Source organism: Phycisphaerales bacterium, assembly GCA_029268515.1.
Classification (GTDB): domain Bacteria; phylum Planctomycetota; class Phycisphaerae; order Phycisphaerales; family SM1A02; genus JAQWNP01.
Map to the genome: position 1 here is coordinate 76,323 of JAQWNP010000010.1, position 15,142 is coordinate 91,464.

11 protein-coding genes and 1 tRNA gene are annotated in these 15,142 nt (G+C 50.5%); 10 read left to right on the forward strand and 2 right to left on the reverse strand.

Annotation, left to right across the window (positions count from 1 at the left end; translation table 11 throughout):
• The first annotated feature begins 6 nt into the window (after nt 1-6).
• The 10 genes from P8J86_06900 (at nt 7) to P8J86_06945 (ending at nt 12,345) form a co-directional block, all read left to right on the forward strand.
• Entirely contained in the window at nt 7-189 is a 183-nt protein-coding gene (locus P8J86_06900) for a hypothetical protein (GenBank protein ID MDG2054418.1), read from the forward strand.
• 274 nt (nt 190-463) lie between these two features.
• Complete coding sequence (locus P8J86_06905; GenBank protein ID MDG2054419.1) at nt 464-1,516, forward strand: rod shape-determining protein; 1,053 nt, start codon at nt 464-466, stop codon at nt 1,514-1,516.
• A gap of 66 nt (nt 1,517-1,582) precedes the next feature.
• On the forward strand, nt 1,583-2,470 hold the full coding sequence (locus P8J86_06910; protein ID MDG2054420.1) for a hypothetical protein: 888 nt from the start codon (nt 1,583-1,585) through the stop codon (nt 2,468-2,470).
• The gene (locus P8J86_06915; protein MDG2054421.1) at nt 2,467-3,036 is read left to right on the forward strand and encodes a hypothetical protein; all 570 of its coding nucleotides are present in this window, start codon (nt 2,467-2,469) and stop codon (nt 3,034-3,036) included. Before P8J86_06910 ends, P8J86_06915 begins: the two co-directional genes overlap by 4 nt.
• A gap of 39 nt (nt 3,037-3,075) precedes the next feature.
• Nucleotides 3,076-4,284 carry a putative sugar nucleotidyl transferase gene (locus P8J86_06920; protein ID MDG2054422.1) on the forward strand — a complete coding sequence of 403 codons (1,209 nt, stop codon included), beginning with the start codon at nt 3,076-3,078 and terminating at the stop codon, nt 4,282-4,284.
• Between the two features lie 2 nt (nt 4,285-4,286).
• Nucleotides 4,287-7,073: a DNA polymerase I gene (polA, locus tag P8J86_06925; GenBank protein MDG2054423.1), complete on the forward strand. Its 2,787-nt coding sequence runs from the start codon at nt 4,287-4,289 to the stop codon at nt 7,071-7,073.
• Between the two features lie 612 nt (nt 7,074-7,685).
• Nucleotides 7,686-7,759 (forward strand) — tRNA-Asp (locus P8J86_06930).
• A gap of 51 nt (nt 7,760-7,810) precedes the next feature.
• Entirely contained in the window at nt 7,811-8,593 is a 783-nt protein-coding gene (locus P8J86_06935; GenBank protein MDG2054424.1) for a class I SAM-dependent methyltransferase, read from the forward strand.
• A gap of 93 nt (nt 8,594-8,686) precedes the next feature.
• Complete coding sequence (locus P8J86_06940) at nt 8,687-10,987, forward strand: S9 family peptidase (protein ID MDG2054425.1); 2,301 nt, start codon at nt 8,687-8,689, stop codon at nt 10,985-10,987.
• A 98-nt stretch (nt 10,988-11,085) separates the two neighbouring features.
• Complete coding sequence (locus P8J86_06945; GenBank protein ID MDG2054426.1) at nt 11,086-12,345, forward strand: hypothetical protein; 1,260 nt, start codon at nt 11,086-11,088, stop codon at nt 12,343-12,345.
• Between the two features lie 118 nt (nt 12,346-12,463).
• On the opposite strand, the gene P8J86_06950 is transcribed toward P8J86_06945, so the two are convergent.
• Both P8J86_06950 and P8J86_06955 read right to left on the reverse strand, forming a co-directional pair.
• On the reverse strand, nt 12,464-12,973 hold the full coding sequence (locus P8J86_06950) for a hypothetical protein (GenBank protein MDG2054427.1): 510 nt from the start codon (nt 12,971-12,973) through the stop codon (nt 12,464-12,466).
• A 228-nt stretch (nt 12,974-13,201) separates the two neighbouring features.
• Complete coding sequence (locus tag P8J86_06955; GenBank protein ID MDG2054428.1) at nt 13,202-15,094, reverse strand: carbon starvation protein A; 1,893 nt, start codon at nt 15,092-15,094, stop codon at nt 13,202-13,204.
• Nucleotides 15,095-15,142 lie beyond the last annotated feature (48 nt).

The window sequence follows — 15,142 nt, forward strand, 5'->3', positions numbered from 1 at the left end:
GCAATCATGAGCGATTTCAACACCCCAACCCCGGCACGTGGCGGCATACTCGATGTTTACTTTGTGCTGCTGATTGTGGCTTTCCTGTTATTGGCTCTTGGGGCCTTCATACAGGCCACAGCCAACATGGCTCAGAGCTCGGTGGGTAATCAGGCTGGTGGCATGTTTACCATCGTTGATCAACGCTAGCGGCAAGCCCAACAGAAATAAGCCTGGGTACTTTTCGATCTTGTCCATGAGGGCGGTTTGAATCTCAGTGATATCGCTGGTTTCCGGTCCTTGGTCCAGATCTGCCCATAGGCGGCTTGTCCACATTACAGTCCAGTCTGGATTTCCCGCTGCATACTCTGCCCGCGTGACGTATGATTGCAGTCGCAGGCTGAGTCATCTTGGGATTATCAGCTAATTATCACAGGCTTGGCAGGAAGCCAATTGCCATAGGCGCGTAACGGAGTGTCGCCTCGTGTTCCTAGACTCACTATTGGGTTGGTTTAGCGTCGACATGGGCATCGACCTAGGCACTTGTAATACGTTGGTATGTGTCCGCGGTGAAGGTATTGTTCTCAATGAACCTTCAGTTGTTGCGGTTAAGCGAGGTACCAATCGCGTATTGAATAACGGTAATGCTGTTGGTTGGTCGGCGAAGGAGATGCTTGGCAAGACTCCAGGATCAATCAGCGCTATTCGTCCCTTGAAAGATGGCGTCATCAGTGACTTTGAGATCACAGAGGCGATGCTGAGCTATTTCATCCGAAAGGTGAACGGCAAGAGTCGTATCTTTGGGCCACGCGTTGTCATAGCAGTGCCCTCAGGAATTACGGCTGTTGAAAAGCGAGCTGTTCTTGATTCAGCAGAGCGTGCCGGGGCTCGTCGGGTGTATTTGATTGAAGAGCCGATGGCTGCGGGTATTGGCGCAGGTTTGCCAATTGCTGAACCAACGGCATCCATGATCGTTGATATTGGTGGCGGTACAACAGAGGTTGCAATTATGTCTTTGGCAGACATTGCCACTTGCGAGTCAGTCCGGGTCGCTGGTGATGACCTTGATGAAGCCATCATCAACTACATGAAAAAGAACTACAACTTGACGATCGGCGAACAGACCGCCGAACGTATCAAGATTGAGATTGGCTCAGCCGCTGATGTCGGTGATCCGCGCACTATTGAGGTGCGTGGAAGGGACAATGTCTCTGGTTTGCCTCGGAAGGCAGATCTCACGAGTGAGGAAGTGCGCGATGCGCTACAGGAACCAGTACAAGCGATCATTGAAACGGTGACGCGCACGCTTGAAAGAGCAGAGCCTGAACTCGCCGCAGATCTCGTTGATAATGGTATTTGCCTTGTTGGCGGCGGCGGTTTACTTCGTGGATTGGATGTGGTACTTGCGAATGCAACAGGCCTGGAGGTGCGTGTTGCTGACGACCCGCTGACCAGTGTCGCTCGTGGTACCAGCATCTATTTGGAAAATCTTGAGGAATGGAAGGCAACCATGGAGTCAGATCTCGATGAGCGCTGAGCTCAATGAGGTACTGGCCATTGAATGCTGTCGATACTGGCTGAAGCCTGAGGGGGCAGGATGCCCATGTTCAGGATCTTAAGAAGGTCAAACGCAGTCTTTCCTCTGGTGATTGTTGCGACGATTGTGGTTGCATGTCTCTCACCAGCGGCATTGCATTGGACCGTGGATGCTTCAGCCTTAATGCGTGTACCTATTCGACCGCTGACTGTTGCAACGAATCAGGCTGCTAGTTGGCTGCGTCACACTGGATCACAGGCAACCTATGACTTTGCAGAAGCAGAGCTTGATTCTCAGGTCTTCGCAACGCTATCGGCGGAGCGTTCGAGATTCGAACGGCTCTATCGAGCACAGCGTCTTCAAAATGAAATCTTGCAGGATCAGCTGAGCCACCTTCAAGGGCTTGACCCAGATCAACTCGCCAGTGGTGCGACGCCAACACTTTTATCAGTACCGATGACGGGGCGTTCTCCGGGGCAGCGGGGCGAAATCTACCAAGTGCCATTGACCAATGACGCCAGGGAACGAGTGATGGTTGGATCGGTTGCGCTCTTTGGTTCGAAGTACCTACTGGGTCGGGTGACAGCACTTGCTGGTACCGACGCGCTGGTCCTGCCAATCGCAAGCAAGACAAGTGGTCCTCTCAAAGCGGCGGTGATTTCTGAGTCTTCAACAGATCAGATCGTCAGGTTCTTAGCGAAGCCTCTCGGGAATGGTTCCTTTCTTGCAAATGTTCCTCAGTCTCATGGGCTTGTGATTGGTAGTGAAGTTGTGCTGGCAGATCCTGCATGGCCAGCATCTGCACAGGGAATGGTCATTGGCCTTGTCATCGACAGTCAGCAGGATCAAAAGGCTGCACTTCGTCAGCAAATTACGATTCGTTCTAGTTATCAACTGGGTGGTGTTGGCGAAGTCGTTCTCCTCGGTGAGGCACCAGCAGGGGGTCGCCAATGAGATGGTGGGTTTTTTTCATTGCGTTGGTGGTGAGTATTGCCTTGGACTTGGCATTCGTTCAGGTCATGCGGATTGACTCGTTGGGGGCCCTGGTGCCTTGCATTACGATCGCGCTGGTCGTTTTCGTGGCGCTTTTTGCGCCCGTTTCAGCGGCTCTTTGGGCAGCTTGGGTTGCTGGCCTATTGCTTGATCTCTCCCTGCCTCAGATTAGTGGGGGGCAAGTGACCTATTTTCTTATTGGGCCACATGCATTGGGATTCGTGGCCGGTGCTGCAGTGGTCTTGCAAATGCGAACGGCCGTCTTTCGCTACCGTGCCCTCACAATCGGTGTCTTGAGCTTGGTGGCAATGATGGCCGCGGGCATCGTCGTTGTAGCGGTTCATGCAGTCCGCCTTTGGCTGCCTTGGACAGATATTTCGCCCGGCCAGGCTGGGCTCGGCCTCCAGCTTGTGAACTTTCTGGGCGTGAGTGTCTACTCTGGCCTTGTAGCCATACCAATAGGCTGGTTATTGAAGTGCTCTTGGCAATGGTGGGGATTTACAGGAAGTGCAAGGACGGTTGTCTGATACAGGTCAGCGGACCCGAAACCGGATAGAGTTTTGATCATGAGTGGTTTAATACTCTTTGATGATGGACGTGGCCAGTTTGGCCCTTTGACTGACTTGCGAGCCAGTTTCGAGCTTCGCACCGGCATGTTCACGACGGCCACGCGGCTCGCTAATTGCTTTGGTGAGCTGCAAGGTGTCATGGTGCCCAACGCCCTGGCGGATCTTGTTGCCGAGCGAAGCTCGGTGCCTGTGAATCGAGCTATTGAAACGGGCACGTCACTTTTTATCAATGGTCGACTTCTTCTTCCTCAAGGGATTGAGAAGCCCCATGTAGGAAGCGCCATTATCGAAGCCGATAGCGGCGCCATTATTGCCGCTCACCTTGCAGGAGCTGACAGCGAGAGCATGGTCGCTACAGGAAAATTACCCGACTCGGTCACTTGCACCGAACTTCCTCTCGGCACGCTTGCTGAATTTCCTTGGCACATCCTGGATACACTTCCCACATCGCTGCTTTCAGATATTGACGAATGTCGCCACCCTGATCCCTTGATGGTTCCAGAGTCGCAGATCATGGGCACATTCCCGGTCAAGGCGCATGCAACTGCTCAGATTGGTGCGGGCGTGATTATTGATGCACGCAATGGTCCGGTGATTCTTTGGGAGCACGCCGAAGTTGGTCCCAACGCAGTGATCTGTGGGCCAGCTTCGATTGGCCCCCACAGTTCCGTTCAAGCTCAGAGTTTGATGAGAGCCAATACTGCCATCGGACCACATTGCAAGGTTGGCGGTGAGGTTGGTGGCACGATTTTTCAGGGGTATGCGAATAAGGTTCACGATGGGTATTTGGGTGACAGTTTGGTTGGCGAGTGGGTTAATATCGGAGCGGGTTCAAACAACTCGAATCTTCTGAATACCTATGACAATGTGACGGCGGTTCTACAGCCAGGTGGCCCACGTCATCGAACCAATCGCCAGTTCTATGGAACCATTTTCGGTGACCATTCCAAAATCGCCATTGGCACACGGATCATGACGGCCGCCGTCATAGGTACGGGGGCCATGATTGCAACGTCGGCGCCGATATCGGGTGTGGTCGGCCCATTTCAGTGGATCACTGATGCAACTCAGCAGATCTACAGATCTCAGAAGTTTGTCAAAGTGGCAAAATCTGTCATGGAACGTCGTCAGGTGGTGATGACGGCCGCCTACGAGGCGGCAATTGTCCATCATCTTGAAGCTGCTCAAGCTGGCACTGCGTCCTAACAATGGCCAAGACTTTCTTTCTTATCGATGGGCATGCTCAATTCTTTCGTGCGTACTATGCCATTCGCGCGGCAATGACATCGCCAATTACCAAAGAGCCAACCAACATGACCTATGGCTTCGTTGGCACTATGTTGAAATTGATTCGCGAATATAAGCCTGATTATCTGGCAGTTGCAATCGATGTCAGTAGCGATACAGAGTCCTTTCGTAACGAAATCTATGCCGACTACAAAGCAAATCGGGAAGCAGCGCCGGATGACTTTCATCCACAGGTAGAGCGATGTATAGAGATCATTGAAGAAATGGCAATTCCACTCTTCGGTCAAGCGGGTGTTGAGGCAGATGATGTGATCGCCACGATCGTAAAGAAGATGCAGCGCGATCATCCAGACATTGATGTGAAGATTGTTTCACGTGATAAGGACCTGACACAACTACTGGCACCTCGTGTTCAGCTGATCGATGTTCATAAGGACGCACCAGTAACCACAGAAGATGTATTCAAAGTTCCTGGAGTTGAACCATCACAAGTTGGTGATGTTTTGGCGTTGATGGGTGATAGCTCTGACAATATTCCAGGTGTGCCTGGCATTGGTCCAAAAACGGCGGCCCAGCTCATCATTCAATATGGCACACTCGAAAATTTGATGGCGAATCTTGATCAGATCAAGGGAAAGCGACGCGAGAACCTAGAGGCCTACAGTGACCAGATTCCCATGAGTCGTCAGTTGGTCCAGCTGCGTGACGACTTAGAGGTGGACTTTGAACTAGACAGTGCCCAGTGGCCTCCAACTGAATTAGACGTCAAGCACATGCAGGGCCTCTTTCGGGACTTGGGCTTCAATGCATTCCAGGATTCAATTAAGAATCTCATTGGCGGGTCAGAGGCAGATGGTGTGAGTACCGCCGAAGGTGGACTCTTTGCTCATATGGATCAGACGCAGGCGGTTGAAGGGGACTATACAGCCATACGGAGTGTCAAAGATCTTAAGGGGCTCATTGCAAAGATCAAAACCAAAGGGTCCATGTCGATCGATACCGAGACAGATTCGTTAGCCATAAGAGATGCCAATTTGTGTGGGGTGTCAATTGCCTTAGAGGCTGGGGCCGGCTACTACATTCCAACCAGGAGTCCGGAGTCCAAGACGCATCTTGATACTGAAACAGTGCTCTCGCATCTTCGGCCAATTCTTGAAGATGAGTCAATCCAAAAAATTGGTCATAATCTCAAATACGATTTGAACATTCTCCGTTCACACGGTGTTGAGCTGGCCGGTCCATTGTTTGACACGATGGTGGCGAGTTATGTAGTGGATGCCACTCGATCGAGTCATGGGATGGACGTTCTTGCCAAAGCGATACTTGATCGCGACTGTATTCCTCTTTCATCATTGATCGGCAAGGGGAAATTCCAGAAGACCTTTGATGAGGTGCCGCTGGAGATAGCCATTCCCTATGCGGCCGAGGATGCCGATGTCACCTTGCAGTTAATGAAGGCCTTCAAACCACAGATCAAGAAAATGGGTCTTGCGGATCTCTTTGAAGAAATTGAAATGCCATTGGTGTGGGTGCTTGCCGAGCTTGAATATAACGGCATTAACGTAGATGCAAATGAGCTTGATCGTCAGCGTGATCACCTTCAAAAGATGATTGACGGACTGCGAGATGAAATTGCTCTTGCGGCGCCTTATCCATTTAATCCTGATTCGCCCAAGCAGCTATCGGCGGCACTCTTTAACAAACCAACGGCGGAGCCACCAGGCCTTGGGCTCAAGCCAATTAAGCGAGGCAAAACTGGGCCATCAACGGATCAAGAAGTGCTTGAGCGTTTAGGAAATTCCCCAGAGGTGGATACACCTTTGCCGCAACTTGTATTGCGTTATCGTCAACTTACAAAGCTCGTGGGCACCTATTTGGTTTCTTTGAAAGAGGCTATTAGTCCTGCGACTGGAAGGGTCCACGCTTCGTTTAATCAAACAGGAACTTCGACAGGTCGGTTGAGTTCCTCTGATCCCAATTTGCAGAATATTCCGATTCGTACCGAGGTGGGCAGAGAAATTCGACGAGCCTTCAAGGCACCGAAGGGGCGACTTTTACTGACGGCAGATTACTCACAAATTGAGTTACGAATTTTGGCACATCTTTCAAAAGATAGAGGGTTGTTGGCAGCTTTTGAGGCTGGTGAGGATATTCACAGCGCTGTTGCAGCCGAGGTGTGGGATATCGCGCTTGAAGATGTCACACCAGAACAACGTGATAGTGCAAAGATGGTGAACTTTGGCATTGTTTACGGTATTACACCGTGGGGCTTGGCCCGGCGTTTGGGGCCAGATTCATCTGTCGAAGAAGCTTCAAATATTATTGAAGGTTACAAAGAACGTTTCTCTGGTATCACTGCGTTTCTTGATGACTGCATTGAGCAAGCAGAGACCAAAGGGTATGTTGAGACCATTCTTAAGAGACGACGTCTTGTTCCACAGATACATGCGCGGCATCCTCAGCAGCGGGCACTTGGCGAGCGGATCGCCATCAACACGGTGGTACAAGGATCAGCTGCGGACTTAATTAAGTTGGCGATGATTTCCCTTGAAGAGGCGTTGCCGAAAGCCTTTCCAGAGGCGCTGATGCTCCTTCAAATTCACGATGAATTAGTGTTCGAGGTACCGAAGTTGCAGGTAGAGCCACTCCGTGATCTCGTTGTGGAGCATATGACAACAGCGCTCGAGTTGGATGTTGATCTTGTCGTTGATGCTGCTTGGTCTTCAGCTTGGATTGACGCGAAATAATGCTCATCATCACGCCTCTATCGTCCTATACAACTGGGCTTCTTGTCCCGAGATAGAAGCAGCCCCGTTTATCCTCGCAATTCGCTTGTTTTATCCTTGCCTCAAGTTCCTTTGGGATGAAAATTGAGGCCTGACGGCGCTGGGCTCTACTGACGAGGGAGCCTGGATGCCTTTGGGGGAAAGTGGAGTTTCACTGCATTTAAGTTTGGTGAGAATGAAGATCGTCATTTCTGTCTGGGGTTTTCTTGGGCAGTTATGGCGAGCGATAAAGCAGATGGGCTCCTGACGGGGGCTGCCAGCTCGGCCCTGCGGGTCTTTGGGGAGGGGCGGCTCGAGCTGACCCAGCCAAGGCGGCTCTCCGTCGGAGTCCTCTCCATCTATCTGGATGGAGGAAAACCGCATTGACCGTTCGAGGTTGAGGTTTCGTTGAGCCCGTCATCGGGGAGGGCGACTGGCACATTGAACCTCAGCCCGGGCGGCCAGGTTTGATGCGGCAATTCTTCTCGGATCCCTCGCTTGCCAGCATGATCTTGACCGCCAGCCTTGACCCCTGGAGGAGTGGTGTTAGATTAAACGCTTGATCCCGAGTTAGAGGTATGATTCTACTCGCTTGGGGCGGTAGCTCAATTGGTTAGAGTTCCGGACTGTCGATCCGGTGGTTGCGGGTTCGAGTCCCGTCCGCCTCGCTTAATGAAAGGCTCAGGGCTTGTCCCTGAGCCTTTTGCATTGCAATCAACATGTTGGTGGTTGAGGTCTTCTTTATTGGAGCCCATTTGTTTTCAGAGAATTGCTCTGAATCAAATGGCCGGCAGCACGGCCTGACGCCAAGCGTATCCAACCCTGGAGCTGTGTTCTTTCCCCTTTATTTCGCCGAGGGGTATATTGCAGCCATGCTTTTGGCGAAGTTCATTGGAAAACAAGCAGCCTCCCCAAGTGGTCTGTTCGGGCAGTTCTTGATGACGCGGATTTTAAACCGAGTCAATGTCAATATGAATCGATTTGCTTTAGATCGTGCTGATCTCTCGGCGAGTGACTACCTACTCGAGTTGGGTTGTGGAGGTGGGGGCCTTGCAAAACGTGCTTTGACAAAGAGTGATTGTGGTTATGTCATGGGTATTGATACCTCTGTCGCATCTATCAAGCACTGTAATCGTCGGTTACGTCGGTCCGTCCATGCACAGCGAGCCTGCTTCGAGCTCGCTCAGGCTGAGCAATTACCAATAGCTGATGCAAGCTATACATGTGTTATCTCTTCGAGCACCGTCTACTTCTTCACGGATCTCAAACAGGTGCTGTTGGAATGTCAGCGAGTGCTCAAGTCTGATGGCAAGATTGTGCTGTGTTTCAACGATGCCAGTTGGTTGCAGAGGCAGTCTTTTGCACGCCAGGGATTTCGCTCCTATGAGGTCGTAGCAATCGAATCGCTGCTTGAGAGCATTGGTTTTGAGAATATATCCACAGAACAACGGCAAGATGCTCTTCAGGGGCTGATTCACTGCACGATTGCATCGCGTTCTTGACACCCTGAGCGATGAGTACAGATCACTTCTAGGCGTATCGAGCTATACTCCTCGACTTCTGGCTCCCTCATGTGAGATCGAAAGGACACGCTTATGTCGCAGTTTTTTATATCTATCCTGATCGTTTCGATTGTGTTGTTGCTCTTTGCAAATAGCAGGTCTGAGGGTGCTTCGGCATATCAGAACGGTGATGCGACCTCATTGATTCCGCGCGCCGTTCTTTTTGGAAACCCACAGCGTGCTGGTGTCGAGATCAGTCCAGACGGGAAATGGATTGGCTATCTCGCACCACTGGATGGGGTACTGAATGTTTGGATCGAGCCTGTCGATGGTGGTGAGGCGCGAGCAATTACCACTTCCGCAGATCGGCCCATTCAAAATTACACATGGGCTCGGAATGGCGATCAGATTTTGTATATGCAGGATAAGGGTGGTGATGAGAATAATCACGTTTATGCAGTGAACATTGACGACTTAAGCGAGCGAGATCTGACGCCCTTTGAAAACACAAGTGCAAGTCTTGTTGGTGGTCATCGAGATCGTCCAGATGAAGTTCTTATTCAAATGAACAATCGTAACCCTCAGTTCATGGATCTTCACCGTGTCAATACACGTAGCGGTAACAGCGAGATGATTTTCCAGAACGATGAAGGCTTTGTGGGCATGATTCCAGACGATGATTGGGTGGTCCGTGCCCGAACACGTATGACGCCTGATGGAGGCACGTTCACCGAGGTGCGCGATTCTATTGGTGGTGATTGGTATGAATTTGCAGCCGTCGGCATGGAAGATGCAATGACGACTTCACCGGCGGGTTTTTCGAAAGATGGCTCAGTCATGTACATGATTGACTCTCGCGGTCGTAACACTGCCGCAGCATTCAAAGTTAAACCCGATGCAGCAGGCAATCACCAGAGTGATGTGATCTACTCAAATGAAAAAGCCGATGTCAGTGACTTTATGAGCAACCCAATTTCGGGTGAGCCTGAAGCAGCTGCAAGTGAGCACTTGCGGAAGAACTGGACGGTTTTGGATCCAGCTATCGATGCGGATATTACTGGGATTGGTCACCTCAATGAAGGTGACTTTGAGGTCATTAGCCGTAGTGGTGATGATCGAACTTGGATCGTTGCTTATGAGCAGGATGCCGGCCCTGTGGCGTATTACCTTTGGGATCGTGATACACAAGCAGGCCGATTCTTATTCACGAACCGGCCAGAGTTAGAGTCATTGCCACTTGCACATATGACGCCTGTTGAAATTGAAGCCCGCGACGGTCTTACGATGACGGCCTATCTGACACTGCCCAAGGGCGTTGAGTCTGGACCGTTGCCAATGGTACTGCTTGTTCATGGTGGTCCATGGGCGCGAGATCATTGGGGTTACAATTCATATCATCAGTGGCTTGCGAACCGCGGTTATGCCGTGCTTTCAGTAAACTTCCGAGGATCAACGGGTTTTGGAAAAGATTTTCTTAATGCAGGTAATCGCCAATGGGCTGGTGAGATGCAGAATGATCTAATCGATGCATGCGAATGGGCTGTTGCTGAGGGTGTCGCCGATCCCAATCGAATTGCAATCATGGGTGGAAGCTATGGAGGCTATGCCACGCTTGTTGGTATGACTGATACTCCAGAATACTTTGCTGCCGGCGTTGACATTGTTGGGCCATCACATGTTGGTACGTTGCTTGCAACGATTCCACCATACTGGGCACCAATGGTGGCTATGTTTGAGTCCCGTGTCGCAGGTACTGATGAAACGGAATATCTTGATCAAATATCACCACTGACACGCGTTGATCAAATTCGCCGACCGTTGCTTATTGGGCAGGGAGCAAATGATCCACGGGTAAAGCTCTCGGAAAGTGATCAGATTGTTTCTGCGATGCAATCTCGAGACCTGCCAGTGACCTATGTGGTTTTTCCAGACGAAGGTCATGGATTTAGAAAGCCTGAGAACAATCAAGCATTCAACGCCGTCACCGAAACGTTTCTGGCGAAACATCTAGGAGGTCGCTCCCAGCCAATCTCTGAAGATGTGACCAACTCGACAGCTCAGATCCGAAGCCTCGGAAATCTTGAAATGCCGGGCATCGTTATCTGGGAGCCATCAGAGGAACAGCAAGATGATCATGGATCGCAAGTAGCAGATTCAATCTCCGTTGAGGATCTTACTGACGACCAGCGAGCTGAGGCAACGCAACAACTAGATGCTATTTATAACCAAGTGCCGGATGAAATGTTGCCTGCCGTCTTAGCGCAACTTGAACAGCAGGAGCCTATGGTTCCAGATGCTGATAAGACTGTCTTCCTCTACATGGTCCAGCAAATAGAAGCGCGTGTTGCTGCCCAATCAAGCGATGAAGATGAGGCGGCGACCCTCACGGAGTAGTTCTGATCAGGTTTTTTATGATTGGATATCTAAAGATCAGTTCAGTGCTTTCATCTGAATGAATCGCGAGTTATGCTAGAGATCGTTGGGGCACGGGCATGTGCGAGGGGACTCGGGAAGACCCGAGTTTGGTAGAGGTGCTCAAGGGTCCCAGCGTTCTATTTATCGCTTGTACGGGTTCCTGGTTGGGTGCGGGAACCAACTGTAGTTCGGACCCTTGTGCTCCCACGGGGGCGTGTTGTACCGGATCAAGTTGCTCTATTACGACAGCCAGCGACTGTAACGGTAATTATCTGGGCGACGGTACAAGTTGTGCGGCAGATCCATGCGCTCCACCTGATCCAACCGGTGCTTGCTGCACGGGCTCATCTTGTAGCGTTACAACAGAAGCATCCTGTAGTGGCACCTATCTGGGCGATGGAAGCGATTGCGGCACCGATCCATGTGCACCGACGGGTGCATGCTGTGTTGGCACCAGCTGTTCTGTCGTCAAGGAATCGGAGTGTAGTGGAGCCTGGCAGGGTGCAAACACAGACTGTGCAAGTGACCCTTGCGCCGCGCCCACAGGGTCAACATTACTCATGGCATTCCGTGGCAACCCAACCATTAATGGCCGACGCTACAAAGACGAAGACATCATGTCTTATGACCCCACGAACGGTGAAACTTCCGTCTACTTTGATGGAAGTGATGTTGGATTTGCTTCGGGTCGTATTCACGCCTTCTGCCTTTTGCCGGATGGAGACATTCTCATTAGCCCACACAAAGCGATGACCATTCCCGGTCTTAGTGGCGGACCGAGTGGCGAGTCTGTCGATGATTCTGACATCATCCGTTTCTCACCGACGAATCTCGGTGGTGCAACGAGTGGTTCCTGGTCATTCTATTTTGACGGAAGTGATGTTGGCTTAACGACAAACGGTGAGGATATTGATGGGTTAAGTGTGCTCTCTGATGGCGCCTTACTCATCTCTACAGTAGGTTCCCCAGGTGTTACTGGACTCAGTTCGTTGAAGGACGAAGATATTGTTCGCTTTGATGCCAGTGCACTCGGCGCATCCACCGGTGGTAGCTGGAGTTACTACATGGACGGCAGTGATGTGGGACTGTCAGCAGACAAGTATCACGATGTTGATGCACTGACTGTATTAACGGAAGGCATTATTTCGCTCTCAACGCTGGGTAATTACAACGTTGGGTCCATCGCTGGTGGTGATGAGGATGTGATTGATTTTGCCGTCACTTCTTTCGGGTCTTCGACGAGCGGTTCGTTCTCATTACTGTTTGATGGTAGCGCTGATCTATCCTTGCCTTCTAACGCTGATATCCTCGGTCTTCATGAAGTTGGTGCTCCATAATCGATCTCACGGTTGCTCCGATGAAAAACAACCCCTTTCAGGCGTGGAAAGCCTGGAAGGGGTTTTTAAGTCTTGCATTTTTGTGATGTAGCTTACTGAAACAAAATCTTTCACGCGATTAGGAATCTTGATCAGTGGTCACCGGAAGCACAGTCTCCGAAGGTTCATCAGTCTCTTCCACTTTGAGTAGGTTGAAAGCACGGGTTTGTAGTTTGCTTAGTTTTGTAGAAAGATTATCCAGCCACGCTGAACGTGCAGCATTGCTATCCGCCGTATGGAGGGTGAGGGCCAGGTAGCGGCTATATCTCATGGCACTGAATTGTGAAATGGACATCAACTCGTTGAATCTCTCTTTGCCAGGCAAAAGTAAAGAGACTGTAGTTGCATTTTTAATTGAGTTTCTTGCACTGGTTTCAATAGCAGGCAAGTACTCATTGTCCATCTGAAGCGATGGATCTTCAGCTTTATATGAATCGAGTTTCTGCACAACTTCTTTCGATAATTTTGAAATGTCCTCGAGTAACTTGGCTAACTCAGCATCGGAGTGCTTAATCTTCAAAATTTCTGAAACCTTGGCTTCTTCTTTCATGACTTTGTAGAGCAAGGCGTATCCAGCATTAAGTTGCATTGCTCCGCTTGCATTGTCAGGTAGTGGGCGGCTGATGTTTGGAGCACAAGAAGACAAAAACAAAGGCAAAGAAATGAAGATCATTAAGCAATGGCGAGTCATTCATCGTTCCATATCATGAAAAAGTAGAAAAGCGAGTTGTTGCAGTCTGCGCCAGTGATCCGTCATCGGTCTTATGGCTTGGTTTGTGCCATGGTTAATTTGAGTAGACCAACGTTAATTGTAACCTCATTCGCTTGGTCTGGTCGGGCGAGCCTGTTTGAGAAGTATTGGTTGTGGTTGAGGTTCAAGGACACCCCGAGCGCGAGGAAACAATAGAAGCCCTTCAATGACCATCCAAATCTGTAGGACAATTGTAATTGTTGCAATTGCAACGAGCAGCCACCTTTCTGCTTCATACCAACTATCGGATCCGTCATAACCGATGTAGGCTTGCTGAATCATAGCCCAGGTGGGTAAGACAATCATCAGTAGAAGCGGCAAGACTAGGAACCAAATAGGTTTCTTTCGTCGCCATAGATAAAAAGCAATCACAAGAAATGCGAGGCCGGCAAGCATTTGGTTGGTGGCACCAAACATCGGCCACAGTAGTAACCCTCCAGTGCCAAGTTGTGCCCATGACCAAGTATCGCCTAAGGGTACCGCTGCGAGTGAGGCTGCGACAACGACAGCAATACCGGTAGCAATATAACGATTAGCGAACCAATATTGAGGCGATAGAGGCGTGGGCATACGTTTCTTCGTCTTAGCCTGTGCCCCTGTCATTGTTCGGCCGAGTTCATGAATGACATAACGCTGAAGCCGAGTTGCAGTGTCAAGTGTGGTCGCAGCAAATGAAGCTACAAAGACACCCATGAGTGCCAATCCGACAGTCGCTGGTATGCCAATCGCGCCAAGGAAGTTGGATGCTCCTTCAACGAAGGCCCCGACTGTTTCTTTGAGACCCATGGAGTCCCAGCTTGTATAGCGTGCATCCCATGCAGCACTTCCAAAAAGGGTGGAGCCATCTGCTGCGGTAACGCCTAACCCAATTCCAGCTGTGCAGGCCAGAATCACTAAAGTTGCCAAAAAGCCTTCTGTCAACATGCTGCCAAAGCCAATCAGCGGCGCGTCCGTCTCTTTGCGGAGTTGCTTGCTGGATGTTCCGCTTGCAACAAGGCAGTGAAAGCCACTGATGGCTCCACATGCAATGGTGATGAATAGAAAAGGAAAAATCATGGGGGCGCCAGTTGGATTGGGATCAAACGCTGGGGCAACAAGCTCAAGAGGGGGGCGTACATGATCTGGCCCAACGCTGGGGCCTCCAAGCAGTGCTGCTGCCACAAGGCCGACAATAATGAGAGCTAATGCGCTGAGCAGCTGTATTGAGTTAATGAAATCACGGGGTTGAAGTAGTGTCCAAACTGGAAGCACAGATGCAATAAAGCAATATCCAAGCAAGACAATGACCCAGGTCATGGTTGGCCATGAAGCAAGTGTCTGGTTAAAAGTGCCCAGCCATCCATCGTTGCCAAAGATGACGCTGAGATACATAATCGCCAATGCAATGATTGATGGGATCAGTAGTGATGCGCCCTGCTTTCTGATGTAACGTCCTAAGGCGATTGCGAGTGGAATCTGAATGACACAAGGAAATATAGCCTGGGGAAACTGTTTGAACACGCTTGAAATGACAAGGCCAAAGATTGCCAAAACAATCGTCAAACCTATGGTGAGAATAAGCAGAAACAAAACGCGAACGCGTCGGTTTAGAATTCGACCAGCAACATCACCAATAGAATCGCCACGACTACGCAGGCTGATCACAAGGCTTCCGAAGTCATGTACGGCGCCAATGAATATCGAACCCAAGAAGACCCAGAGGAGGGCCGGGACCCATCCCCAAAGTACAGCGATGGCCGGTCCAACGATTGGACCTGTGCCGGCAATTGAAGTGAAGTGATGCCCAAAGACAACCGAACGTGATGATGGGACAAAGTCAACGTCGTCTTGTTGTGCCACAGCCGGACAAGTAGCGTGAGAGTCGAGCTTAAAAATTTTACGGCTAAGCCAACGTCCGTAGGTGTGATAAGCGATGACAAAACCAACGCCAGCCAGTATTGCGATCAGTAGAGTCGACAAAGGGTTGGTCTCCGTAGCAGCTCGATCAACCAGTAGATCTTTGAGGTT

What these genes read in the sequence shown, in the direction of transcription:
- P8J86_06900 (MDG2054418.1), top strand. Translation starts at nt 7, where the DNA reads ATGAGCGATTTCAACACCCCAACCCCGGCACGTGGCGGCATACTCGAT.
- P8J86_06910 (MDG2054420.1), top strand. Translation starts at nt 1,583, where the DNA reads ATGTTCAGGATCTTAAGAAGGTCAAACGCAGTCTTTCCTCTGGTGATT.
- P8J86_06915 (MDG2054421.1), top strand. Translation starts at nt 2,467, where the DNA reads ATGAGATGGTGGGTTTTTTTCATTGCGTTGGTGGTGAGTATTGCCTTG.
- P8J86_06920 (MDG2054422.1), top strand. Translation starts at nt 3,076, where the DNA reads ATGAGTGGTTTAATACTCTTTGATGATGGACGTGGCCAGTTTGGCCCT.
- polA (MDG2054423.1), top strand. Translation starts at nt 4,287, where the DNA reads ATGGCCAAGACTTTCTTTCTTATCGATGGGCATGCTCAATTCTTTCGT.
- P8J86_06935 (MDG2054424.1), top strand. Translation starts at nt 7,811, where the DNA reads ATGTTGGTGGTTGAGGTCTTCTTTATTGGAGCCCATTTGTTTTCAGAG.
- P8J86_06940 (MDG2054425.1), top strand. Translation starts at nt 8,687, where the DNA reads ATGTCGCAGTTTTTTATATCTATCCTGATCGTTTCGATTGTGTTGTTG.
- P8J86_06945 (MDG2054426.1), top strand. Translation starts at nt 11,086, where the DNA reads ATGTGCGAGGGGACTCGGGAAGACCCGAGTTTGGTAGAGGTGCTCAAG.
- P8J86_06950 (MDG2054427.1), bottom strand. Translation starts at nt 12,973, where the DNA reads ATGCAACTTAATGCTGGATACGCCTTGCTCTACAAAGTCATGAAAGAA.